Below are 21673 nucleotides of genomic sequence, written 5' to 3'. Positions count from 1 at the left end.
CTCTGAGGAAGGAAACTCCGCATGGACACGCAACCTCCCGCTGGCCCGAGTGCCGCCCGGGCCCTGTGGCTGGCGATCGCGGGGCTCTTCTCCCTGATGATCGCCCTGGTCGCGGGCATACTGAAGAGCCAGACCGGAGCGGGACTCGCTGAATCGGCCCTGGTGAGTGGCGGCGCGTTCGCCGCAGCGATGGCCCTGTGCGTGGCGGTCTTGACCGCGGTCCAGGGGCCGCGATGACTCTCCGGTGTTTCCCGGCCGAACGAAGCTGGATAAGAAAAGAAGAAGGCTCCTGAGCGGATAATCCCTGCTCAGGGTCCTTCTTGCTGCTGTGCGGCTGGAGGTACTCGAAACCCCAACCTTCTGATCCGTAGCCAGTTCGAGATCGTCCACGGAGATCTACCGCTGTCAGAAGTGCCTGCTCGGTGGCTTCTCCAGATTGATCATCTTCCAGGGGCGTATGCCGGTGTCCAGGGACGTTGTTAGCATCGGCGTTAGCAAGATCCGCGGCTGGTGGCTTCCTCGTGGCGGCGTGTCGGCATGACACCAACCAAGAGCCAATGCCCCTCTCCAAAGAGACTCGTCAGTCGTCGAAGCTGGCGATCCATTCATTGATGAACTTCGATGCCTCCTCGGCGGTGACGACATCACTCCTGGGTGCGGGCCCGAGGCTATCGGCGAGCAGTTCTGGCGATACGGGTTCTCCGGCGACGATCAGGTAGCACGACAGGCCCTCACTCATTTGACGTGACATCGAGGAGACGAAAGCGTCGCGGCGGTACTTGCTGCAGAGCAACAGCAGGTTCTGCTGTTCCAGCTCTGCTCTCAGCTGTCGCAAGGCGTCTTCGAAGTCGATCGAGGAGAGAACCCTGATCGGCGAAGCGCTTACGCGAGTCAGCCGGAGTTCGTACGTCTCGCCATCGGTCTGCGTTGTCACCCGGCATGGCAGGAGGGATTCGTCCGCCAAGTTGACCAATTCGAGGTCGTTCATGCTCACCTCGGCACGTAGTTGGGGTTCGGAATCCAGACGTCGTCAGCGCTCCCGTACTTGCCCGGCTTCCAGGCTCCTCTGATCTGCGATGGATCGATCCGCTTGAACACGACCTCTTGCTCGCCTTTGAGGTGTTTGAAGCCGGGGCTGTACGGTACTTCCATACCGTTTCCGCGATCATCGATCTCATAGATGTATCCCTTGTGCCCGACGGCGAACCCCCTGGCCACGTTCTTGCTCTTCGAGGCGACGATCAGGCCGTTCTCGCCGGAGAGGTGCTGTTCGATGCTCATGTCCGGGTCGCGAGCGGTCATACCGTTCTCGAAGATTCTGTCCAGTGTCCGACCGTCCCCCCGGAACAGCGGTGGCACCTCCTTCCCCTTAAGTTCGAAGCGCTCCCCGAAGCGTGAGAGCGTGGCCGTCGGCTTGGGCTTATTACGCCCTTGGCCGCCTTGCCCAGGGCTCCGATGGCCTTGGCGGTGCCTGAGGCAGCGCCACTGGAGCCGGCCGTGGTGACGGCTGCCACGATGTCCGGGAGGAGACGGCCGAATGCCGCTCGGGGTTGGAAGCCCACCAGCGCCGACTTGGCGAACTCGGTCGGGTTCTGAATGCCGTAGAGCAGGCTTTGGCCCAGGTCGTTGACGCTGCGTTGCCAGCCCATGAAGTCAACGACCGCCCGGGCAGGAGAGTAGTCAATCACCATCTTGCCCAAGCCAGTCACGCTCTCCACCGTGCCCTTGACCGTTTCCGTCAGCGGGTTGCCGGAGATCAGGTTCGGGTCGAAGGTGTCCTGGATCTGCTGGCCGACGCGGTCCCAGAAGCCGCCTGTCGTGGGCAGGACCGCTCCCGGAGCGAACATCGAGTCGTCGACCGATATTGGCGGTTTGCCAGCGCCGAACAGCTCCGGCTTGTCCAGCTCCATGCGCTCCAGGAGCACCAACCGCTTATTGATCTCCGGGCCCTGAGTTCCAGCCCACGCCGATACCTGACGGACCGTGTCGGCCGAGGCGGTCGACAGCCAGGCCCCGCGCAGTATGTTCCATAACTCCTCGCCGATGGAGTCCAGCGACGATTCAGCCTGGCGCAGTGCGTCCTTCAGGCTGCGGACTCCCTCAGGGACCATGCCCTCCAGTTGACCCATGGGTCAGCCGCGGCTGTCGGCTGGCGTGCGGGCTAATAGCGCCCGGAGTTCGTCGACCGTGCCTGCGCAGGCTCCGATGAGGGCTTGGCGCTGAGCGGTTAGTTCGTCGGCGAAGCGTTGTGCGGCCGGGCCGGTCCAGACGTTCTGCGCCATGAGCGCGATCGCCCGGTCGAGGCATGGCCTGGCTTGATCGGTGAGTTGTTCGGCTCGGCGTAAGGCCTGTTCCACTTGCTCCCGGGTCATGTGTGACTCCTTCGGGTACGACGGTCGAGCTTGAGGGCCAGGGCGTGAGGCCATTGGACTGCGCTCCATCTACGGCAGCAACCGAATCGTCGGGATTGGCCTGAAGTGTCAGATGATGCGACGTGACTCCAGCCACTATCTCTTTCGTGGCCCGCGATTGGCTGTAGGAACGCCTGTGTGATCCCCGGATCAGAGTCCTATGGCTGCATCTGGCAACCGGTACTGCAGGGTCCCCAGGCCCCAGGAACGGAAGCCCGCAGCGGTATGACCGTCCGTCCTGAGGCATGGCGATCGCTGCCCCTGAAACGCCGCGTACAAAGTACCCCGGCGTTAACCGACTGCTCCTGATCAGCTTGTGCGCGATCATCCACCGCGAAGCGCTACAGCCCGATACTGCAACGCCAACTAGCTTGGGGATGTGAATCTTGTGCAGCGTGCCATTGGCGCGGTCGTCGGTTCGGCTGTGGGCGATGCGCTAGGTGCTCCCTTCGAGTTCGGCGCGGCGGGCGCGTTCTCCTCCCGCTTTCCGGTGCCGGCTGCCGGCGGCGAGATGAGTGGAGGTGGCGGCTGGGACGCCGGGGAGGCCACCGACGATACGCAGATGGCTGTTCATGTTGCCGAGTCGCTGCTGGAGCGCGGCGGTTTGGACCTGCCGGATATCTTCGCGCGCTTCCAGCGGTGGGCGGCCGATGATCCCAAAGACATCGGACTGCAGACCGAAGACGTACTGACCCGCGGCCTGCCCTGGGATCAGGCCGCCGCCGCTCACTACCGGAGCAGCCACCGAGCCGCGGGTAACGGTGCGCTGATGCGGGTTACCCCGTCGGCGGTGTACTTCGCCCGCGACGGTCAGCAGGCCACCATGGACGCCGCTCGGAACATCGCCGCCCTCACCCACGGCGACCCGGCAGCGTGGGAAGGTAGCGCGATCTTTCACGACCTGATGCGCGTCGCCTTGGATGGTGCGGACCCCTTGGACGACGTCTCCCTGACCCTCTCCGCTGTCCATTCCGACCATCGTGAGCGCTATGCCGCCGTTCTCGTCCCCGGCTGGCATCCCGACCAGGCCACCGAGTTCAACGGCGCCGTCTGGCCCTGTCTCGGTTCAGTCGTATGCGCACTGCGCACCACCTGCAGCTATGAGGATGCAATCCGCACTGCGATCGACCTCGGCGGCGACACCGACACCGTCGCCGCGGTCACCGGTGGCTTGGCCGGAGCCGTGTACGGACCGGCAGCGATTCCTACCAACTGGACCGAGTCCTTACACGTTCCGTTACCCGGAAGCGGCGGCCGAACCCTGCGTCTACCTCACCTGCTCAACCTTGCTCGTGACCTCGTAGAGCGTCCGAGTACAGGCTGACGACCGAGCCTGGTCTGCAGAGCGCGCGCCGACCTTCCGCTTTCAGGCGGAGCAACCACCCCGATCGCTGATCGAGATCCTGGTCGGGCGTGTGTGGACGGTGGCGCACATGGGGCGGCGTATGGGGACGTTGCTGTCAGGGCAGTCACCTCAGCCGCGGTCACTCGGTGCCGGGGCCCGACGGAGGAGGACCTCGGCCTCGATCGCCCCCGCCATGGTCGGCGGGTGGCGAAGTGCGCGATCGTCACGGCCCTGACCACTTCGATGCGAACTGCCGACAGGAAGTGCTGATGTCCTCGTCGCGCCGGCCGAGCTACTTTGCTGGGCGGTGACAACAGGTGCTGTTCGGCGGTGTTGCTGTACAGCATCCAGGTTAGGAAAAGGGGGCTGCGAGAGCGCGGACTTCCCCCTGACCTGCATGAATCCTCTACCGGCATACCTGCTGGGCAAGTTCGCTTCGTGCATGGTTCGTGGGTTGCCGCAACGTCAGTCGATGGCTGGCACCCTTGGATAGTGAACGCAGGGCGACCACGGCTCCGAACGCGAACTCAATTGGGCCTCACCGAGACGCCTCCTGAGGCTATACCCTCTCTTGATCAACGGGAGTCACACGGGAGGGAAGTACTTTGAGCACAGGGAGTCACTCGACTGTGGCGGATGTCTTCGTGGCTTGCGCTGAGGCCCGCAGAGATGAAGTGTTGATCAGTCGCGTGAGCGCGACCGACAAGGAGTATCACTTCCAGAATTGGGTGGGCGCGCGACTGGACGCAATAGGCGTCCCATACAAGGAGCCTGGACGGAACACTTATCCAGATTTCTCTCTAATTGATTATCCCGAAGGGTATGAGGTCAAGGGTTTAGCATTCCCTGGCCGCGCAGCATCTTTTGACAGTAATAGCCAGCTTCCAAGTGGTGTCCACGATGGACGCACCGTATACTACGTTTTTGGGCGGTACCCAAAAAAGGCTCCCAGTTCGGAGTATCCCGTAACCGATCTGGTCGTCTGCCATGGCGATTTCTTCAATTGCACACGCGATTACGTGCACGAGAATAAGAGCTTCAAGTTCGGGAACTATGGCGACGTGTTGGTGCGGGATCGAAAGATGTACGTCATCCCAACGCCGTTCGCTCTTGCTGATGGTACGGACGGGCAAGCAACGCTCATCGCGCCTGAAGGCGTTATCGCTGATGAAAGGCTCGTCGAGGTAGGAAATCTCGTACGTACCGAAGCTGACTACCTCGTGGTCGAATACTCCTTCAACCTAAGAACAAATGAGCTGGTGACGGAGAAGGAGCCTAACCCGACGGCCGGTAGGGAACATCGCTTCTCTGCCTACCGGCTCGCAGGCGCCGCCGGTGGCCCAGTTACATCGCGAAGTCGGGCCGCCGTCCAAGCGGAGCTTCCTATGGATGAGTGACACGTCTCATTCAGGGCAGCTAATCCGCAACTCCGCGCGCACGGTTTGACTTTATACCGAGCGTGCTCGCAGCAGTGGCGACGGCTAGCTCTGCGGCCGTAGCGAGCGCATCCAAGGAATCTTCGTTCCTTGGATGCGTGTGAAGCGACAGGACTGAACCTCGCAGAACTGATTCGACATCGGCGTACCCTACTTTGATCTTGGCTTCCTGGCACTCACGCAAACCTGCAACGGCTCGTGCCACTACCTGGTCCACGGTTTCGGCGGTCGGCAAGGTGCTATTGCCGGAGCGGCATACAACAATCGAGTCCAGATTGGATGGGTCCGCTGCACTCGACTTTATTGTGCTTGTGCTCATTTCGGCCTTGACCGGCTGAATAGCCGTGACAACCAACCCTGCCGACTCAAGAGCCTTCACTAGCTCTACCCATGCGGAGATTCGGGCCTGGTGGAAGGTGAATGCGAGGAGTCCGCTGGGCTTCAGAAGGCGTGCGCACTCCTTCCACACTGATGCGATCGCCTCGCCGAACTTTGTTGGATCGGCTGATTGCACCTCTTCCGGATTTCTCGTCGTGTGGACACTCGTGGGATAGCCATTGAAGGGATGAATCTGCCGAAGCCACGCATGGAAGAAGTCTGCCAGTTCGCTGTAGTGGACATTGTCCATGAATGGCGGATCTGTGATGATCAGATCTACGGACGAGTCCGGGAGATCGAATGACGTCGAGGAGCCATTACTTACGTAAGCCTCCGACTCTCCCGCGCGAAACTTTTCAGCATCGCCGATTCCGGACTGAAGCGGAAGAGACAAGCCGAACCGTCGGTCAGAATCCCCACTCCCGGGGACTAGATCGTGTGGGCGCAGCTTGTACTCAAGTGCGCGAATGATTCGCGACTGATAGAGAGTCGAGAAAGATCCTGACGATACAGGCGTTCCCCAAGGGTGGGCCTCTAGGGGGGTACGCTCAGGCTTCAGGACGTGATTCGAAAACATGTGCCGGACGGCACCGGTTCCTTCACCCTTGAAAGAGCAGAAGAGGTTGTTAAACTCCAGGACGCCTGAGAATAGAGCCGCTAGAGCCTCACGCTCTGGTCCTCGCTCCAGATCCCGAATGGCGGCGCCTAGCAAGCCAAGGCTGTAGAGCTGCCGTGCATTGAAGAACTGATCCCACTTGCAGTAATTCCAGCGAATAGCCTGACGGGTATTGTGTCCGTCGTCGAGGTGACCCGTTGGGAGCACCAAGTTAGCGCGGTTTTCGGTAAGCTGGCGCTCCGCTTTCTCGTAGAGAGAAAGGTCGTACTCATCGATAGGCTCATATAGCCGTGAACCGTCTCCGGCTAGAACCTGCTTTGCATACATCCGATGCGCCGGCGGCTTCCCATTGAGAGCATCGATGACTTTTGTAATGTGGCCGATCGGGCAGGTCATAGAGGCTCTGTTGACAGGGCCTTCGAGGCCCGACGTGACCCCACAGCTATGGCACACAAAGCTCTTATCCTCAATAATGTTGACCACGTTGACCGCGTGGCAGTGAGGACACGTTGCCCGACTAGTCGGATATTTCTTTGGGTATGCATGCTGTGCGAAGATGTACCTGCTGAACAGCTCTACCGGCTCAGCCTCTGGCGGGCATGCTGGGCATTGAGCGAGGGCAACCCAGAAGTAGTAGAGAACGGGCCGCCCATATCTGTCTCGGTGGAGCTCATCGATCTCCCTCCTGGCCTGCGCCTCCACTTTCTTGAAGGCAGCATCGAGCAAGGACCTGTCCCAGATCGCTAGCGCCTGGCGCTGAACCAGTGTCGCCACCGGGTTAATGTCGCGACCGATCACCCTTGCGTCTAGTTTTGCGGCTTCTGCGAGAGTGGTTCCTGACCCTGCAAACGGATCACATACCACTAGCCCCGGAAGGCGAAGGGCGCCGGAGTAGCAAGCGACAGCATCTGCCTCGTCGCGGGCTACAGCGGCCGCAAGGATTCCACGGAACACTGACCCCAGTCGCTGTGCCCACCATTTGTGCGTGTGGGTAGCGGGGCGATGAACCTCCTTGCGCCAAGATTCACGCTCCGCTGCTGCCGAGATGAGCCCGGCGGGGAAGCCAGACTCAAGAGCACTCACTGATGGCACGGCGTCCCGAGTGATCTGAGCGAGGCTGCCATCGCTTGGTGTCTCGAGCATGGCGGACTGCTCGAAGAGGTCTGCTTGCTGGTTCAACACGCGCACAAGTATCCATGTTCCTCGACAGTTGCGGGCGGACTCTCGGCTTCCCTGTGGATAACATGACCTTCCAGGTAAGTGCGTCCAGGACGCTGTGATGGAGGTAAGACGCGGGTGAGCAGTCCCCAGGCCAAGGAGCCGAAGGGAGCTGATCGAGGCGAGTGGGCTCGCCGGCGGACCTTGTGCGCTGTCCTGCTGAACCCAGCGCTGAAGCCCCTGGACGATACGATCACGTACCGCAATGTCTGCTCTATTTTGCCGCTCGTCGGCTGTGATCGCATCGCTGTGGCCAACCTGATCAATGTACCGACGAAGGATGCTGCGGCGCTGAACCGGGCCACGATTAGAGACTCCGAGGTGGAGGAAGCTCAAGCGGCGCTTGCTATCACCTTGGAACGAGCCGACGAAGTGATCATCGCCTGGGGAGTGGGCGGGATGAGTGGACCCGTGCGGCTCAGCCTGCAGCGACAGGCAAGGTGGCTGTTTGACGTGCTAAATCAAGTAGGCATCGAGCGGGTCTGGACTGTGACGGCCAAGCCGAGGCATCCATCCCGATGGCGCCAGTATGTAGGTCCTGAGAAGGGGAGAGTTCCTGGAGACTGTTTTGAGGAACGACTAAGCCAGGTCCTTGTGCCGACCTTATTGGATACTCAAGAGGGGCGTATCCTGTTCGATTACGCCTTTTGAGAAGCTGTCTCAGATCTGCGTAAATCTATACTAAACAAATTGGCGTATGCCGCTAATTTGTTGCCGTTTCAAAATGACTATCAACTAGCAACTCGGCTATTTCGGCGTTCAGTGAGTGGATCTTGCTTGCAAAAACCACCCTGGGCGATAGAGTTAGTCCGATACAGCCGTCACTTGCACGTAGTGCATCTCTCACGAGGCAGTCGGCCTCTGTACCGTCATCTTGCAGGCTTATCACTGTCGCGGTTCTAAGTCGCGACGAGCCTTTTTCGATGCCGAATATCATATCACCAACGGAGATCTCGGCTGCAGTCAGTTCGACTAGATGTGCATTGGGCTGAGCGAAGTAGTTCTTAACGTATCCCACCGAATCCGGGTTGAGATGTAGAAATGTCGCCTTCCTAATCTCGTCGAAGATTACCTGAACAAGTAGCTTCAGAACTTTCACGATCGCTTCTAGAATTTCCGAGCTCAAAAGGTTTGAGTAGTCCCCATGGGCTATCTCATTTCTTCGAGTGACCAGATCGCTCAGGATGCTTTCGGTGTCCTTGTATAGCCCCATAAGAACGCTGTCGTTGGCCCCTTTAATCTCGAGGCGTCGCATTGGCCCGCTGATGGCAACATTGATTCTGGCCAGCATTTCCTCGATTACTTCGGCCTTCAAGTTGCGATCATGGAAGCTTAGGGCGATGCCGCTCAGCGAGTAACTTGCTCCTCCATCCAAACAGGAGGCGAGACACCTCAGCATTTCGTCGATGTCATCGCGGCTGAGCCTGCCGCCACTATCCCGGGTCAAGAGCTGTCTGGCCTGAGAATCGTGGGCCGCCTTCAATTTTTCAGGGAGAAGAGAGTACTCCGGAAAGAATGCGGCACACAGCGTAGCGTAGCGAGCGATGATATCATCGATGAATTGCTCTAGGCTCCCATAGATGTTAATGATCGCTCCGGAGTAGATTAAACGTCGCCACTCTGGCCTTCTTGAAGACTCGCGTGTTTCGGCTAGGGTCTGAAGCTTCTCATCAAACTTCAGCACTGAGACCACATCGTCGAAGCGTATTTGGGCAGATCTGAGAATCTCGAGCACCAGCTAGCTCCGGCCTTCGAGATAACTGTCAAGGAACGCAAGATAGAGTTTGTTCCTCTCCTCCAGATCCCGGGGATTTACCTTCCTTCCGTCGATTCTGTCCCCGTTCTCCTCGTAGAAGCCTCCGAGGCCGTCGCTGATGTCGTTGCGTCGATGTATGAGTTCTGACTTATGTGCCAATCTTTGGCTGAATGCGAGCATCATGGGTTCATAGGCCACGATTGCTGGTTCTTCAATCCATTGCCAGTTCGACCTTCTGATACGCCTCAGCCAGAACGCGCGCTCACCTAGAACCTCCTCGATCAGATCCGAGGTCTGCGTGAATAGCTCACCAAGGTCATCGAGCAAGCTCTGGCGGAATCGGTTGGCCGCCCTGAGGTAATCGTCGAGAAAGACCGTTAGATTTCGTGGACTACGACCTCCTGAGGTTAGGCGCTGCCTGTACGCGAAAAACCTCAGAACGAGCTCGACGTCGTACATAGATTTGTAGTAGGGGTGGTCCTCGACCCGTACGGCTTCTCCATCCACTGGATCTTTAGGTGAAATTCGCCAAAGACGACGGAAGCTGGGCGTCTCTGCAAGTTCTAGACACAGCCGATTCATCGCTCCCGGAAGAAGCGCATTCCTTGACTCTTGAGGAGTAAGGTCTACCCCCCCGCTGTTAATTCGTTCGAAGACGAGCTGTTTTAGTAGGTCCGCCTCACGCCCAGAAGGCCCGCCTGTCTCATGCAGTAGGATTACAGCACTCAGATATCGCCTGTCGATACCTCGTTGTGATACGTCATCCAAATCAGAATAGCGTTTACCGTTGTGTTGCGGGAAGTATTCCAAGTTGCTCAGCTGATATGTGTCCCTATAAAACTCCGAAATAGCTGTGAGTCTTTGTAGGCCGTCCATTACCTCAAATTTGCTGAGTTCGGCCTCGTAAAGAAAGATTGGAGGAATGGGCACGTTTAGCATGATAGATTCAATAAGAAGCGATTGCTTCTGTGTCGTCCATCGGTGGCGGCGTTGGAACTCGGGATTGAGGTTCCATTCGCCGCCACTGACTAGGTCGGGAATCTGTGCAACCTGATAGCGCGCCTGTTCTGTTACTATTCTGAAGTCGCTTTGATTGCGACGGATAGGCGTATCAGTGGAGCCCTCTGAGTCCTTATCGAAATCAATCTTCTCTCCAGGGAGTAGATGAATTGGCTCAGTGTCTCGGGACATGCTGGCTCCAATAAAATTCGCTGTACAGCGATTCCTGTTCCACGGTTCAAAACTTGCTCACCCTTCGTCTCCGAGGAGTGTGCAGAAGGACTGTGTTGGAGCTCAATCGTATACGCAAGGGAAGATCTTATAGCTGGCCATCCATCAAAGAGTTATATGGGAGGTGTCTCTTCTGGCTCGGGCAGGAGCCTTCGCTGGCTGTTGTGGTGGGACCAGCATCCAGGCCCTCCTGTAGTGGCGCGGAGGCGGTGCTGGCCGCGACCGGCCGGAGAGCCGCAGCGCGGCCAGCGACCGCCCCGAAGCGCGCCGCCCGCCGAAGGCGGACGGCCTTGAAGACGAACAGATAAGTTTCTTCCGATCTTGAGCAGGATGCTGATCAGACCCTCTGGACTGCGGCTTCGGCACTCATCCAGACGCGTTCGAAGCTGTCGAGGTAAGTCGTCGCCGGGCTGTCAGCCTGGCTGTGTATCACATAGATGACGGGCGCCTCAGGGGCTCGGGTGCCGTAGGCGTGGAGGTTGACCAGCAGTTCGTCGTCCGCGCGGTAGATGGAGTTGTAGAGCACCGTGCGGTGCAACCGGATCTCGACTCCGTCGACGCCTCGGAGCGGCCAGTAGAGAGTGAGGGCGTTGCGGACTCTGGCGGCCATGACGTCGCCGCCGATGCCTTCCTCGACCCCGCGGGCTGCCACATGCGGGCTGTCGGGATCGCCGAGCAGGATGCGCACCCTCACCCCGGCCTTCGCTCGCTCAGCCAAGATGCGCAGTAGTCCGGCGTCCTCGGCGAGGAACAGCCCACTGTAGACAAGGATGCCGATCTCCTTGTTCGCGGACTCGAAGAACGTGCGCCAGGCATCCGCCGGCACGGCCCAGCGGTGCGGATAGACGGCCTTGATCTCGGTGGAGAGTCCTCGCCTCTGGCGCACGCTCTCAGGCCACAGGTCGTCCTCATCGACCTGGAGAAGGTCGGCGACGGCCAGGCGATGGCGGGGGTGTGGGACCCGACCGCTCAGCCAGCGGCTCACGGTTTTGGGGTCGACGGCCAAGTGGGTGGCGACGTCGAGGGGTTGTATCCGTGCTCGGATGAGGGCGTGGCGAAGGTTCTCGTTCATGGGGGCGCCTTCCGTGACAGGGGCACTGCCTGCGACGCTAACATAAAACGTCCCTAGACGTCCCCTAGTTGTGGTGTCAGGAAACGGCCACGCGGACGAAGCTCGTCGGCACGGGGTCCAGCATCCGGACCTTGCCCTCCACGCCGACGGGAGTTCACCGCATGACGATCGCACGGGAGCGACAGCGCGCCTACCAACAAGACCTTCTCACCGCTCTGGAGATCGAACTCCGGCCGCATGAGACCACCACGGTCCTGATCGTGGACGGCGGCGGGCAGCCCTGCCTGGAGGTCGTCGACCGTCACTTCCGGACCCGGCGCGTGTACGTGCAGATGGCGTTCCACTGGTTCTACTGGGGTGATCAGCACGACGAGCGGACCTCGTCCCTGCATCTGCTGAAGGCCGCCGAGCGGATCGCCGCTGCCGCGCGCGAAGGCTGGCGCGAGGGCGAACAGGGAGTACTCAGCGTCAACGTGGGCAAGATCGCAGACGCGTACCGCGGCTGATCCGATGAGAGCCGCCACGAGTCGATGGCTGACCGGCGGGCTGGTCTACCGCCAGCTCGCCGACCGCATCCGCGCCCAGATCACCGCTGGCGAGTATCCCCGAGGAAGCACCCTGCCCTCAGAACCAGCCCTGGCCGAGTACTTCCGAGTAGCCCGCAGCACCGTCCGGCGCGGCCTGGCGCTGTTGGAGGGCGAGGGGCTGATCACCGCGCTGCCCGGCAGGGGACGCGTGGTCAACGACCCCGACCAGGAGACGGGGCCGGCCTACCGGTATCAGGTGATCGCGAACGATCTGCGGGAGCAGATCCGTACCGGGGCTCTCGTGGCCGGCGCCAGGCTGCCGAGCGAGATGGCCTTGCGCAGACACCACGGGGCCTCGCGTAACACGGTCCGCCAGGCTCTCGACGAGCTGAGAAACGAGGGGCTGATCGTGACAGCGCACGGCAAGGGCCGATTTGTTCAATTCGCGTCAGACTGAGACGTCTTGAGACGTCTCGTCCACAACTCTGGATTCACCTCGGGGACCGGCATCTATGGTGAACCGCATGGGACAAGCTGAGTGGGCGCGTGACCTGGCCCGCCACCTCCTTGCCGAGCCGCTGCCGCGCCGGTGGGCGCACACGCAAGGGGTGGCCGCACGCGCCGAGTCGCTGGCGCCGATCCTTGGGGAGGAATCCGACCTGCTGACCGCCTCGGCCTGGCTGCACGACATCGGGTACGCGCCCGAGCTGATCGACACCGGCTTCCACCCGCTCGACGGCGCCCGCTACCTGCGCGACGTTCACCAGGCCGACGACAAGCTCGTCCGGCTGGTCGCGCATCACTCGTGCGCGGTCTACGAGGCGACCGAGCGCGGCCTGCTGGAGACACTCAACGCCGAGTTCGACCAGGAACGGCCCGAACTGGTGGAGGCGCTGACCTACTGCGATATGACCACCAGCCCGGACGGGCTCCCCCTGGAAGTTGACGTACGGCTGGCGGAGATCCACTCCCGCTACGGCCCCGAACATCTGGTCAGCCGCTCGATCAGCAACGCGACCCCGTGCATCACCTCAGCTGTGCAGGCGGTGCAGGCCGCGCTGGCTAACGGCGCTCTGCCAGATGGCCGGGACGGCCGCTGACGGCAGGCCGGACCCAGGATGCCCTGGCGGCTGGCCGGCTGGGCTCTCGTTTATCGTGGTCATGGCGCTGCGTGCCTGCCCGGCGCAGCACCTGCGCTTGGCACCCGCACGTGGAGAGCACGCACCTTCAGCACAGCGAAAGAAACCAGCTCATGATCTTCATCACCGTCAAGTTCACCGTCCGTCCCGAACGCAGTGAGGAATGGCTCTCGCTCGTCGACGACTTCACCCGGGCCACCCGGCAGGAGCCGGGCAACGTCTTCTTCGAGTGGTCCAGGAGCGTCGAGACGCCCAACCAGTTCGTCCTGCTTGAGGCGTTCGCCTCATCGGCGGCGGGTGAGGCTCACGTGGGCTCCGAGCACTTCAAGACCGCCATGGCGTGGATGCCCGAAGTGATCGCGGAGACACCGGAGATCATCAACGTCGAGGTGCCCGGCGAGGGCTGGTCGCAGATGGCGGAGCTGACACCGGCCTAGCTAGCCGATGTGCGGCCCGGTGGTGTCGGTTAGGAAATGCCCGATCCGCAGTCGCATCGAGCGGTCCATCAGCAACGAGCCGACCTCATCACGGGGCACCCACCGCACCTCGCGGGACTCGTCGCTCGGCGTTGGCTCGCCGGCTACCGCGCGGCCGGTCAGCACGATGGAGAACTCCTGGCGGGCCTCGCCGTTTGAGGTGTAGAGGATCACATGACGAGGGTCGGTGTAGGTGCCGACCAGGCCCGTGATCTCACACGTGATGCCGGTCTCCTCCAGCGTCTCCCGGATGGCCGCCTGCGGCAGGGACTCACCCAGGTCGATGGCTCCACCTGGAACGGCCCAGTTGCCGTTGTCCGTGCGGCAGATCATGAGGATGTCCCCGGCGTCGTTGGTGACCACGACGTTCACCGAGGGGACGAGACTGTTGGGCGCGGGCGCCTCAGGGTCGTCGTAGAAGTCGATGCGGCGGGCCATGACTCAGGACTCTACGGGGGTGGCGCCGGCCCAGACGGCTTCGAAGCTGTCGGTGTAGGTCGAGACCATGTCCCCGCCCACTATCTTGCGCAGGTGCATGACCGGGGCGTCGGCGGCGAACTTGCCGTAGATGTGGGTGTTGACGAGAAGTTGGTCGTCCCCGCGGTAGATGGAGTTGTACAGGATGGTGTGGTGCAACCGGATCTCGATGCCCTCGACCTGCTGTAGCGGCCGGTAGAGCATCAGGGCCATCCGGGTCTGCGCGGCCATGCCGTCGCCGACGCCTTCGTCCGCGCCGCGCTGGGCGATTTCGAGTGCGTCCGGGTTGCCGAGCAGGATACGGACACGCACACCGGCCTTGGCCTTCTCAGCGAAGGTGCGCATGATGCCGGTGTCCTGGGCGATGAAGATGCCGCTGTAGACCAGTACGCCGATCTCCTCCTGGGCCGCGGAGAACAGACGTCCCCAGGTGTCCTTGGGTACGGCCCAGCGGTGCGGGTAGACAGTGACGAGTTCGCTTCCGGAGACGGCTGCGGCCTGTTTGGGGGTCAGCGCGTCCGGCCACAGGTAGGCCTCTTCCACGCCGAGGATTTTGGCGACCGCGAAACGATGCTTTCGGTACGGTATGCGACCTTGGGTGATCCACCGCTCCACGGTCTTGGCGTCGACCCGGACAGCTTCGGCCAGCGCATCGACGGTGGTGCCGTGTTCGAGAAGGGCTACCCGTAGCCGCTCGTTCGCCATCTCACCTGCCCGTAGAGGGGACGTCCGGGGACCTGGCAATCGTAGACCGGACGTCCTGAACATGTCCCATCCTGTAGTGATCACGTCCTGACTCTTTGTCGCACTCTCGGTATCGCAAGGCACCACCAGCAGCGACCGAGAGGAGAGTCGACAGTGATCAATCACATCAAGCCGATCGACGAGACCCCCGCCTGCGAGTGCGGCGCGGTCCTGGAGCAGAGGCGGTTCCGCTGCCGCAAGTGCCGGGCCCGGGACCGGTGGGTGCGGCGTCAGGCGGCCAGGCGCAGGACGGTCGGCAAGAGGAGCGGGCAGACCCGGCGTCCGGCCAACCGTCCGCGCGGCATCGTCGAGGCGGGGGTGATCTGGACGTGACTGCGATCCCCCTGATCATCGGCCTCGTGCTGAGTGCGACCGTAGCCGTCGGCTACGTGCTCGTCCTGGTCGGCATGCGCCAGGAGGACCGGCGGATGCGCCTGGGCGACATCCCGCCGAGCAGGGCGGCGGGCCTGGCCCGGCGGGTCATCGGCTGCCACGTACGGGGATGAGCGCGCTACTCGCGCTCGGCAAGCCTGGATTCCACCCGTTCCAATCGCGCGGACAGGTCCTGCAGCGTGGCGCGGATCTCGGAGAGCTCATCGGAGGCCGGCGGGGTCGGGGTGGCGTCCTCGCGGACGAAGACGCCCTTGCCCTGCTGGCCGATGACCAGCCCTTCGGCTCGTAGGACGCCGACGGCGAGCTTCACCACGCTCAGCGAGGCGTCGTAGGTGGTCGCGAGCTGGGTGGTGGAGGGTAGCGGGTCGCCGGGGGCGAGGGAACCGCGCCGGATCTGCTCGCGCAGGTCGTCGGCGATCTGGAGGTAGCCGGGTCGCCCGGTGTTCTTGACCATCCGCCCCATCTTCCGTCGCGCGTGCTCCCTAGTTCAGCACAAAGACGCGACCAAGCCAACTACGAGAACGTTGACAACCAGGCTAACTAGGTTGACTATGTTGACCGAGACGAACAAGGAGGTCTACTCATGCGCACCATCCCGATCCCCGTCGACACCCACCGGCTCCGCTTCACCTGCGTCAAAGCCGCCCGTCCCCGCGTCGTCGACCAGGACACCGGCAAGATCAAGACCGACAAGGACGGCAACAAGGTCTACGAGTCCGTCCTGCTCGCCGAGGACGAATATGGCCGGATCGAGCTGGTCAAGATCGGAACCTCCGGAGAACCGCCGATCGCTCCCGGTCAGGACGTCGTGCCGACCGGCATGGTCGGCTACGTCTGGGAGATCCCGAGCAACGGCACCTCCCGCTGGGGCATCAGCTACAAGGCCACCTCGATCGTCCCCGTCTCCGGAAAGCTAGGAGGAGGCGGCGATGCCTGAATCCCTGCGGCTGCTGCTCTTCGCCCTGGCCTGCATGCTGGTCGTGCTCTGGGCCTGGCAGCGCTTCCATCACCGGTCCTTCTGGCTGGTGGCCGGCTACCCGCTCACCGCGATCGGCGTCCGAGCCTCCTGGCGGAAGGTCGCCCTCGGCTGCGGCCTGACCAAGAAGCGGGCGCGCTGGGCCTTCACCCTCACCCCCGGCGCGCTGGTGTCCACCGGCACCGTGAAGGTACGGCGGCGCTTCCGCCGGGTCGCCGTCGACACCACGCCATGGATGTGGCTGCCCCTGCCGACCCGGCACGGCTGGCGTGTCACCGTCCACCTGCTGGAGGGGCAGATCCCGGATGACTACGCCCAGGCCGCCGAGCGGCTCGCGCACTCGTGGGGCGTGCACGCCGTCCGGGTGTCGTCCCCTTGTCCCGGACGGGTCGTCCTGGCCGCCACGATCCGAGATCCGCTCGTTCGGGTCGATCGGCTTCCGCCGTCCGACGAGCTGCTCAAGGTCACCGTGGGCCGCCTGGAGACCGGCAAACCCTGGGTGATCGACTTTCGGGCCGTCCCGCACTGGCTGAACGCCGGGGCCACCCAGTCCGGCAAGTCCAACCTCGCCAACGCCCTCATCGTCGGACTGGCTCCGCAACCGGTCGCGTTGGTCGGCTTCGACCTCAAGGGCGGCGTGGAGTTCACCCCGTACGGCTGCCGCCTGTCGGCGCTGGCCACCACCCGCGCCGAGTCGGTCGGCCTGCTCGACGACCTGGTGGCGCTCATGCTCGACCGGATGGGCCTGTGCCGTACGGCGGGCGCCCGCAACCTCTGGCAGCTCCCTCCGGCGGTGCGGCCGGTGCCGGTCGTGGTCCTGGTCGACGAGCTGGCCGAGCTCTACCTGATGGCCGACAAGAGCGAGAAGGACGAGATCGCCAAGACCTCCACGGCGCTGCTGCGGGTGGCCCAGCTTGGGCGGGCCTTCGGGATCTACCTGTTCTGCTGCGGCCAGCGGATCGGCTCCGACCTCGGACCTGGCGTCACCGCGCTGCGTGCCCAGTGCTCGGGGCGGATCTGCCACCGGGTCAACGATCCCGAGACCGCGACCATGACCCTCGGCGACCTCGATCCCGCCGCCCTGGTCTCCGCCCGCGCGATCGCCGCCGAGACACCGGGGGTGGCGATCGTGGCCTCCCAGGACGGCCAGTGGTACCGGGCGCGCTCCTTTCACGTCTCTGCGCAGGCCGCCGAGCACGCGGCCCGGATGTACGCCGATCTCGCTCCGTCCTGGGCCGAGATCACCGCAGGCGTCCACGCCTGTGAGGTCACCGAGCCTGACCTGGCCGAACTGCTCAACGCCTGACCTGCTGAAAGGGGGACACGATGCGACGCCTTGCCCGCCGGCTGCTCGATGCCGGACCGATCCTGGTCCTGGCCGCCATCGCGGGTGCCGGATCGTTCACCCACATCCGCGACACCGCCACCGAGCACGGCCAGTCCGGCTGGATGGCCTGGGCCGTCGCCGTATGCGTCGACCTCACCTGTGTCATGGCCGCCCGCGAGCGCCAGCGCGACAAGCAGACCGGACGCGTCCGGGACGGCTGGATCTCCTGGCCGACCCTCGTCCTGGTCGCCGGAATCGTCCTGTCCCTGGCCGCCAACCTCAACCAAGCCGATCCGTCCCCGTGGGGCTGGATCACCGCCGCGACCCCGGCCGGCGCGTTCCTCGTCGCGGTCTCCATGCTGGAACGCCGCGCCTCGGCTCCCCGCCCCGAACCTTCCCCGTCCTCTGTCCCGGAGGTCGTCCCCGAACCGGCTCCGGTTCCCACGCCCGTCCCCGCCGAACAGGACGGACCGTCCTCAGAGCTCCTCGACTACGCCCGACGCGTGGCTGAGGAATACCAGACCGCGCAGGGCAAGCCGATCAGCCGCGACACCCTGCGCGCTCGTCTGGGCGTGTCCCACCAACTGGCCTCCGACCTGCTGCGCCACCTGCGCACGGTGTCGGACGCCCTGTGAAAGGAGAACCATCCATGTCCACTGACGCCGAGCGCCGTACCGCCTTCATCCACGGTCTTCGGGATCTGGCCGCCTTCATGGAGACCGCTCCCGCCGTCCCCGTCCCGACCGACCCGACGATCATCACCTACTACCCCGAGCAGAGCACCGACACCGGCCTGCGCGCCGAGGTCGACCGGATCGCCGCACTGTTCGGCACGGAGGTCGACCCGCGGCTGCTGCCGCACGGGCTCTACACGGCCGCCCGGTGCTTCGGGCCGATCCACTTCGAGGTGACGGCGATCCTCGCCGCAGCCCGGGACGGCGCCGTCGGCGAACCGCCCCATGGTTTCTGACCCGCCCGATGAGCAGGTGACCTCGGTCGTGATCTCGCCCAAGCGGTGGCGGTGCTGCCACTGCGGCGGCACCGGAGTCGACAGCTACGGCGACACCTGCGAACACTGCGACGGCCTCGGCTTCTGCTGAGACGTCGGCGCCCCGGCCTGGCCGTACATCCGCCAAGACGCCTGCCAGGTCGGGGGCCATCCCCCCTCACCCGTACGAGTGAAAGGAGGAGACCATCTTGCCCACAACCCACCCCAATCCGCACGCGATCACAGGCATGATCACCCGCCTCAACGACCGTAACTACCCCCGCTGGGCCGCCCAGCTCCGCGCCACCGGCGGTTGTCGCCAGCCCATCCACATGCGCGGCCGCGTCCTGCACGTCGACCGCGCCACCGGCCGGCTCCTGCACAGCTACACCACCACCGGTGAACCCGACGGCGTGCTTCGCCTGCCGTGCAAGACCCGTCGAGCCTCCCGCTGCCCGTCCTGCGCCGAGGTCTACCGCGCCGACACCTACCAGCTCATCCGTGCCGGCCTGGTCGGTGGCAAGGGCGTCCCGGACACGGTGAACGCCCACCCGTGCCTGTTCGTCACTCTCACCGCACCGTCCTTCGGAGCCGTCCACACCCGGCGCGAGAAGAACGGCAAGGTCCTGCCCTGCCACGCCCGCCGCGACGCCGAGACCTGCCCGCACGGGCGCGTCATGTCCTGCACCGCCCGGCACGGGGACAACGAGACGTGTCTTGGGGAACCGCTCTGCCCAGACTGCTACGACTACACCGGCAGCGTGCTGTTCAACGCGCTCGCTCCCCAGCTGTGGAAGTACGTCATCGACGCCCTGCGCCGCCGCGTCGCCAAAACCGCGGGCCTGACTCTGCGAGAGCTGCGCGAGCAGGTCACCATCTCCTTCGCCAAGGTCGCCGAATACCAAAAGCGCGGCGTCGTCCACTTCCACGCCGTCATCCGCCTCGACGGCCCCGACGGGCCCACCTCGCCGCCCCCGGCCTGGGCAACGGCGGAGATGCTGACACACGCCGTCCAGCACGCCGTCAAAGCGGTGACCGCCACCGTCCCCGCCATCGGCGACGAACCCTCGCGCATCCTGCGCTGGGGACCACAGCTCGACATCCGCCGGATCACCATGGACGGCGAGCTGTCGGACCAGGCCGTGGCCGGCTACATCGCCAAGTACGCCACCAAAGCCGCCGAATGCGTCGGCACCCTCGACCGGCGCATCAACCCCCTCGACGACCTGGAAACCTTCAACCTCCGCGACCACCCCCGCCGCCTCATCGCCGAATGCAGGCGCCTGGGCGAACTCGACGAGCTCGCCGACCTCCGCCTCGCCCAGTGGGCCCACATGCTCGGCTTCCGCGGCCACTTCTCCACCCGCTCCCGGTACTACTCCACCACCATGGGCTCCATCCGCGACGAACGCCGCGATTTCGCCCGCACCGAAGAGATCACCACCGGCCGCCTGCCCCTGTTCGCCGAGGACACCGTCCTCGTGATCGCAAACTGGGAGTACGCGGGCAAGGGCTTCTCGGCCGGTGACGCCCTCCTCGCCGCCGCGCTGACCGGAAAACCTCTACCTGCGCCTCCAACGCTCGGGGGAGGCGCCTGATGCCTCGACGTGACGACAAGCTCCTCACTCTGCCCGAAGTGCTCACCGAGCTGAACGGAGTCTCTCGCCGCACCTTCTACCGGTGGCGTGAGCTCGGCAAGGCGCCGGTCTGTATCCAGTACCCCAATGACGAGCTGCGTGTCCGGCGCAGCGACCTCGAAGCGTGGCTCGATTCGCTGCGGGAGGCGTCGTGACCGTCACCTATGAAGTGCGCATCTGGGAAGTCCGCCGGAACCAGTCCAGCAAGGCGCCATCCTTCGAAGCGCGTTGGAAGGCCGGCACCAAGTCACGGTCCAAGACCTTCCGGACCAAGGCGCTGGCCGAGAACTTCCTGTCGGACCTCCGCCAGGCAGCGAGGAAGGGCGAGGCGTTCGACGTCGCCACCGGGTTGCCGGTCTCGATGCTGGTGGACTCCGAGCCTTCGGGACCGTCTTTCATGCGGTTCGCGCAGTCGTATGTGGTCGGCCGGTGGCGGAGGACAGCTCCGCGGACGCGGGAGACCGAGGCGTACGCGCTGCTGTCGTTGATCCCAGTGCTGGTTGCCGACATTCCGGATCGGCCGGAGGACGACGAGCTTCGGCAGGTGTTACGTAACCATGTGCTGCTCCCGGAGGACCGGCGGGGGACGTTGACCCGCACGCAGACCGTGGCGCTGCGCTGGCTGGAGAAGGCGTCCCTTCCGGTGGCGGATCTCCAGGAGGCACGCGTTGTCCGGATCGCATTGGACGCCATCTCGGTCACCTTCGACGGCAAGGAAGCCGCGGCCAACACGGTACGGCGGAAGCGGGCGATCCTTCATCACCTCCTGGAGCTGGCGGTGGAACAGAAGGTGTTCGCGACCAACCCATTGCACGGGATCAAGTGGAAGCCACCCAAGGCTGTCACCGTCGTTGACCCCCGTACGGTGATCAATCCGACTCAGGCGAAGCAGCTCCTGGCCGCCGTGCCCAAGGTCGGCCGTACCCGGGGCGTCCGGCTCAAGGCCCTGTTCGCCTGCATCTACTACGCGGGTCTGCGGCCGGAAGAGGCGGCAGACCTTCGCCTGAAGAACTGCACTCTGCCCGAATCGGGATGGGGTCAGATCATCCTGGAGAGGGCGCGACCGCAGGCGAACAAGCGATGGACCAACTCGGGGGAGACCCACGAGTCGCGCAGCCTCAAGCATCGGGCGAAGAAGGAAACCAGGGAGATCCCCATCCCGCCTGCCCTGGTGGCCATCCTCCGTGAGCACATCGACGCCTACGGCACAGAGGACGACGGCCGGCTTTTCCGGACGACCAAGGGAGGTTCCTACTCCAGCTCGGCGTGCTCCTACGTCTGGCAGGAGGCCCGTGCGCTTGTCTTCACTGATGAGCAGGTGAGGTCACCGCTCGCCGCCCGGCCCTACGACCTGCGACACGCCGCCCTGTCCCTCTGGCTCAACGCGGGCGTACCGGCCACCGAGGTGGCCAAGCGAGCCGGGCACGGCGTGGAGGTCCTCCACCGGGTGTACGCCAAGTGCATGGAAGGGCAGCAGGAACGGATGAACGGGAAGATCAGCAGCGCTCTCGATGGGTGATCGACACA

28 protein-coding genes are annotated in these 21673 nt (G+C 63.6%); 17 read left to right on the top strand and 11 right to left on the bottom strand.

What is annotated here, in order from left to right:
• Nucleotides 1–21 precede the first annotated feature (21 nt).
• On the top strand, nucleotides 22–237 hold the full coding sequence (locus tag ACWDS7_RS02270; RefSeq protein WP_451927730.1) for a hypothetical protein: 216 nt from the start codon (nucleotides 22–24) through the stop codon (nucleotides 235–237).
• A 343-nt stretch (nucleotides 238–580) separates the two neighbouring features.
• Here the strand turns inward: ACWDS7_RS02270 and ACWDS7_RS02265 are convergent, their stop codons facing one another.
• Genes ACWDS7_RS02265 through ACWDS7_RS02250 form a run of 4 tightly spaced genes read right to left on the bottom strand, consistent with a single transcriptional unit; the run spans nucleotide 581 to nucleotide 2372 of the window.
• A complete protein-coding gene (locus ACWDS7_RS02265) occupies nucleotides 581–988 on the bottom strand; it encodes a hypothetical protein (protein WP_451927729.1) in 408 nt (135 codons plus the stop codon).
• 2 nt (nucleotides 989–990) lie between these two features.
• The gene (locus tag ACWDS7_RS02260) at nucleotides 991–1302 is read right to left on the bottom strand and encodes a hypothetical protein (RefSeq protein ID WP_451927728.1); all 312 of its coding nucleotides are present in this window, start codon (nucleotides 1300–1302) and stop codon (nucleotides 991–993) included.
• A complete protein-coding gene (locus ACWDS7_RS02255; protein ID WP_451927727.1) occupies nucleotides 1299–2129 on the bottom strand; it encodes a hypothetical protein in 831 nt (276 codons plus the stop codon). The genes ACWDS7_RS02260 and ACWDS7_RS02255 overlap by 4 nt, the downstream gene beginning before the upstream one ends.
• 3 nt (nucleotides 2130–2132) lie before the next feature.
• Complete coding sequence (locus tag ACWDS7_RS02250; protein WP_451927726.1) at nucleotides 2133–2372, bottom strand: hypothetical protein; 240 nt, start codon at nucleotides 2370–2372, stop codon at nucleotides 2133–2135.
• A gap of 418 nt (nucleotides 2373–2790) precedes the next feature.
• Between ACWDS7_RS02250 and ACWDS7_RS02245 the strand changes: the two genes are divergently transcribed.
• Together ACWDS7_RS02245 and ACWDS7_RS02240 are read left to right on the top strand one after the other, a co-directional pair.
• The gene (locus ACWDS7_RS02245) at nucleotides 2791–3735 is read left to right on the top strand and encodes an ADP-ribosylglycohydrolase family protein (protein WP_451927725.1); all 945 of its coding nucleotides are present in this window, start codon (nucleotides 2791–2793) and stop codon (nucleotides 3733–3735) included.
• 710 nt (nucleotides 3736–4445) lie between these two features.
• Nucleotides 4446–5153, top strand: a complete 708-nt coding sequence (locus ACWDS7_RS02240) for a hypothetical protein (protein ID WP_451927724.1) — start codon at nucleotides 4446–4448, stop codon at nucleotides 5151–5153.
• Between the two features lie 19 nt (nucleotides 5154–5172).
• Here the strand turns inward: ACWDS7_RS02240 and ACWDS7_RS02235 are convergent, their stop codons facing one another.
• Complete coding sequence (locus ACWDS7_RS02235; RefSeq protein ID WP_451927723.1) at nucleotides 5173–7368, bottom strand: DNA methyltransferase; 2196 nt, start codon at nucleotides 7366–7368, stop codon at nucleotides 5173–5175.
• Between the two features lie 114 nt (nucleotides 7369–7482).
• On the opposite strand from ACWDS7_RS02235, the gene ACWDS7_RS02230 reads away from it, so the two are divergent.
• Nucleotides 7483–8055 (top strand): DUF1643 domain-containing protein, encoded by a 573-nt coding sequence (locus ACWDS7_RS02230; RefSeq protein WP_451927722.1) that lies wholly within the window; start codon nucleotides 7483–7485, stop codon nucleotides 8053–8055.
• 52 nt (nucleotides 8056–8107) lie between these two features.
• Here the strand turns inward: ACWDS7_RS02230 and ACWDS7_RS02225 are convergent, their stop codons facing one another.
• The 3 genes from ACWDS7_RS02225 to ACWDS7_RS02215 form a co-directional block, all read right to left on the bottom strand.
• Nucleotides 8108–9139, bottom strand: a complete 1032-nt coding sequence (locus ACWDS7_RS02225; protein ID WP_451927721.1) for an MAE_28990/MAE_18760 family HEPN-like nuclease — start codon at nucleotides 9137–9139, stop codon at nucleotides 8108–8110.
• 3 nt (nucleotides 9140–9142) lie between these two features.
• The gene (locus tag ACWDS7_RS02220) at nucleotides 9143–10351 is read right to left on the bottom strand and encodes a DUF262 domain-containing protein (protein WP_451927720.1); all 1209 of its coding nucleotides are present in this window, start codon (nucleotides 10349–10351) and stop codon (nucleotides 9143–9145) included.
• Nucleotides 10352–10727: 376 nt separating this feature from the next.
• Nucleotides 10728–11462 carry an XRE family transcriptional regulator gene (locus ACWDS7_RS02215; protein WP_451927719.1) on the bottom strand — a complete coding sequence of 245 codons (735 nt, stop codon included), beginning with the start codon at nucleotides 11460–11462 and terminating at the stop codon, nucleotides 10728–10730.
• 161 nt (nucleotides 11463–11623) lie between these two features.
• Between ACWDS7_RS02215 and ACWDS7_RS02210 the strand changes: the two genes are divergently transcribed.
• From ACWDS7_RS02210 to ACWDS7_RS02195, 4 genes are all read left to right on the top strand, one after another.
• Nucleotides 11624–11968, top strand: coding sequence for a hypothetical protein (locus ACWDS7_RS02210; RefSeq protein WP_031167875.1), 345 nt, complete (start codon nucleotides 11624–11626; stop codon nucleotides 11966–11968).
• Nucleotides 11969–11972: 4 nt separating this feature from the next.
• Nucleotides 11973–12446 (top strand): GntR family transcriptional regulator, encoded by a 474-nt coding sequence (locus ACWDS7_RS02205; protein WP_451927718.1) that lies wholly within the window; start codon nucleotides 11973–11975, stop codon nucleotides 12444–12446.
• Between the two features lie 67 nt (nucleotides 12447–12513).
• Nucleotides 12514–13089 carry an HD domain-containing protein gene (locus tag ACWDS7_RS02200; RefSeq protein ID WP_451927717.1) on the top strand — a complete coding sequence of 192 codons (576 nt, stop codon included), beginning with the start codon at nucleotides 12514–12516 and terminating at the stop codon, nucleotides 13087–13089.
• A 152-nt stretch (nucleotides 13090–13241) separates the two neighbouring features.
• Entirely contained in the window at nucleotides 13242–13565 is a 324-nt protein-coding gene (locus tag ACWDS7_RS02195; protein WP_451927716.1) for a putative quinol monooxygenase, read from the top strand.
• Here the strand turns inward: ACWDS7_RS02195 and ACWDS7_RS02190 are convergent, their stop codons facing one another.
• Together ACWDS7_RS02190 and ACWDS7_RS02185 are read right to left on the bottom strand one after the other, a co-directional pair.
• A complete protein-coding gene (locus ACWDS7_RS02190) occupies nucleotides 13566–14042 on the bottom strand; it encodes an NUDIX hydrolase (protein ID WP_451927715.1) in 477 nt (158 codons plus the stop codon). It lies immediately after the preceding gene.
• Between the two features lie 3 nt (nucleotides 14043–14045).
• A complete protein-coding gene (locus ACWDS7_RS02185; protein ID WP_399516426.1) occupies nucleotides 14046–14786 on the bottom strand; it encodes an XRE family transcriptional regulator in 741 nt (246 codons plus the stop codon).
• A gap of 153 nt (nucleotides 14787–14939) precedes the next feature.
• Between ACWDS7_RS02185 and ACWDS7_RS02180 the strand changes: the two genes are divergently transcribed.
• The gene (locus ACWDS7_RS02180; RefSeq protein WP_451927714.1) at nucleotides 14940–15158 is read left to right on the top strand and encodes a hypothetical protein; all 219 of its coding nucleotides are present in this window, start codon (nucleotides 14940–14942) and stop codon (nucleotides 15156–15158) included.
• Nucleotides 15155–15331: a hypothetical protein gene (locus tag ACWDS7_RS02175; RefSeq protein ID WP_451927713.1), complete on the top strand. Its 177-nt coding sequence runs from the start codon at nucleotides 15155–15157 to the stop codon at nucleotides 15329–15331. The genes ACWDS7_RS02180 and ACWDS7_RS02175 overlap by 4 nt, the downstream gene beginning before the upstream one ends.
• Nucleotides 15332–15336: 5 nt before the next feature.
• Here the strand turns inward: ACWDS7_RS02175 and ACWDS7_RS02170 are convergent, their stop codons facing one another.
• On the bottom strand, nucleotides 15337–15672 hold the full coding sequence (locus tag ACWDS7_RS02170; protein WP_451927712.1) for a GntR family transcriptional regulator: 336 nt from the start codon (nucleotides 15670–15672) through the stop codon (nucleotides 15337–15339).
• 129 nt (nucleotides 15673–15801) lie between these two features.
• On the opposite strand from ACWDS7_RS02170, the gene ACWDS7_RS02165 reads away from it, so the two are divergent.
• The 7 genes from ACWDS7_RS02165 to ACWDS7_RS02135 all read left to right on the top strand — a co-directional run bounded on the left by ACWDS7_RS02165 (nucleotide 15802) and on the right by ACWDS7_RS02135 (nucleotide 21665).
• The gene (locus ACWDS7_RS02165) at nucleotides 15802–16155 is read left to right on the top strand and encodes an SCO3933 family regulatory protein (RefSeq protein ID WP_451927711.1); all 354 of its coding nucleotides are present in this window, start codon (nucleotides 15802–15804) and stop codon (nucleotides 16153–16155) included.
• Complete coding sequence (locus tag ACWDS7_RS02160; protein WP_451927710.1) at nucleotides 16148–17500, top strand: FtsK/SpoIIIE domain-containing protein; 1353 nt, start codon at nucleotides 16148–16150, stop codon at nucleotides 17498–17500. Before ACWDS7_RS02165 ends, ACWDS7_RS02160 begins: the two co-directional genes overlap by 8 nt.
• Nucleotides 17501–17520: 20 nt before the next feature.
• Complete coding sequence (locus ACWDS7_RS02155; RefSeq protein ID WP_451927709.1) at nucleotides 17521–18156, top strand: DUF2637 domain-containing protein; 636 nt, start codon at nucleotides 17521–17523, stop codon at nucleotides 18154–18156.
• Between the two features lie 14 nt (nucleotides 18157–18170).
• Nucleotides 18171–18491: a hypothetical protein gene (locus ACWDS7_RS02150; RefSeq protein WP_451927708.1), complete on the top strand. Its 321-nt coding sequence runs from the start codon at nucleotides 18171–18173 to the stop codon at nucleotides 18489–18491.
• 227 nt (nucleotides 18492–18718) lie between these two features.
• Nucleotides 18719–20107: a replication initiator gene (locus ACWDS7_RS02145; RefSeq protein ID WP_451927707.1), complete on the top strand. Its 1389-nt coding sequence runs from the start codon at nucleotides 18719–18721 to the stop codon at nucleotides 20105–20107.
• A complete protein-coding gene (locus tag ACWDS7_RS02140; protein WP_355575959.1) occupies nucleotides 20107–20301 on the top strand; it encodes a helix-turn-helix transcriptional regulator in 195 nt (64 codons plus the stop codon). The genes ACWDS7_RS02145 and ACWDS7_RS02140 overlap by 1 nt, the downstream gene beginning before the upstream one ends.
• Nucleotides 20298–21665, top strand: coding sequence for a tyrosine-type recombinase/integrase (locus ACWDS7_RS02135; RefSeq protein WP_451927706.1), 1368 nt, complete (start codon nucleotides 20298–20300; stop codon nucleotides 21663–21665). The genes ACWDS7_RS02140 and ACWDS7_RS02135 overlap by 4 nt, the downstream gene beginning before the upstream one ends.
• The last annotated feature ends 8 nt before the right edge of the window (nucleotides 21666–21673 follow it).

This window comes from Streptosporangium sp. NPDC003464 (genome assembly GCF_053588315.1).
Note: the sequence above shows the minus strand (reverse complement) of the source record. Positions and strands in the feature narration are given on the sequence as shown.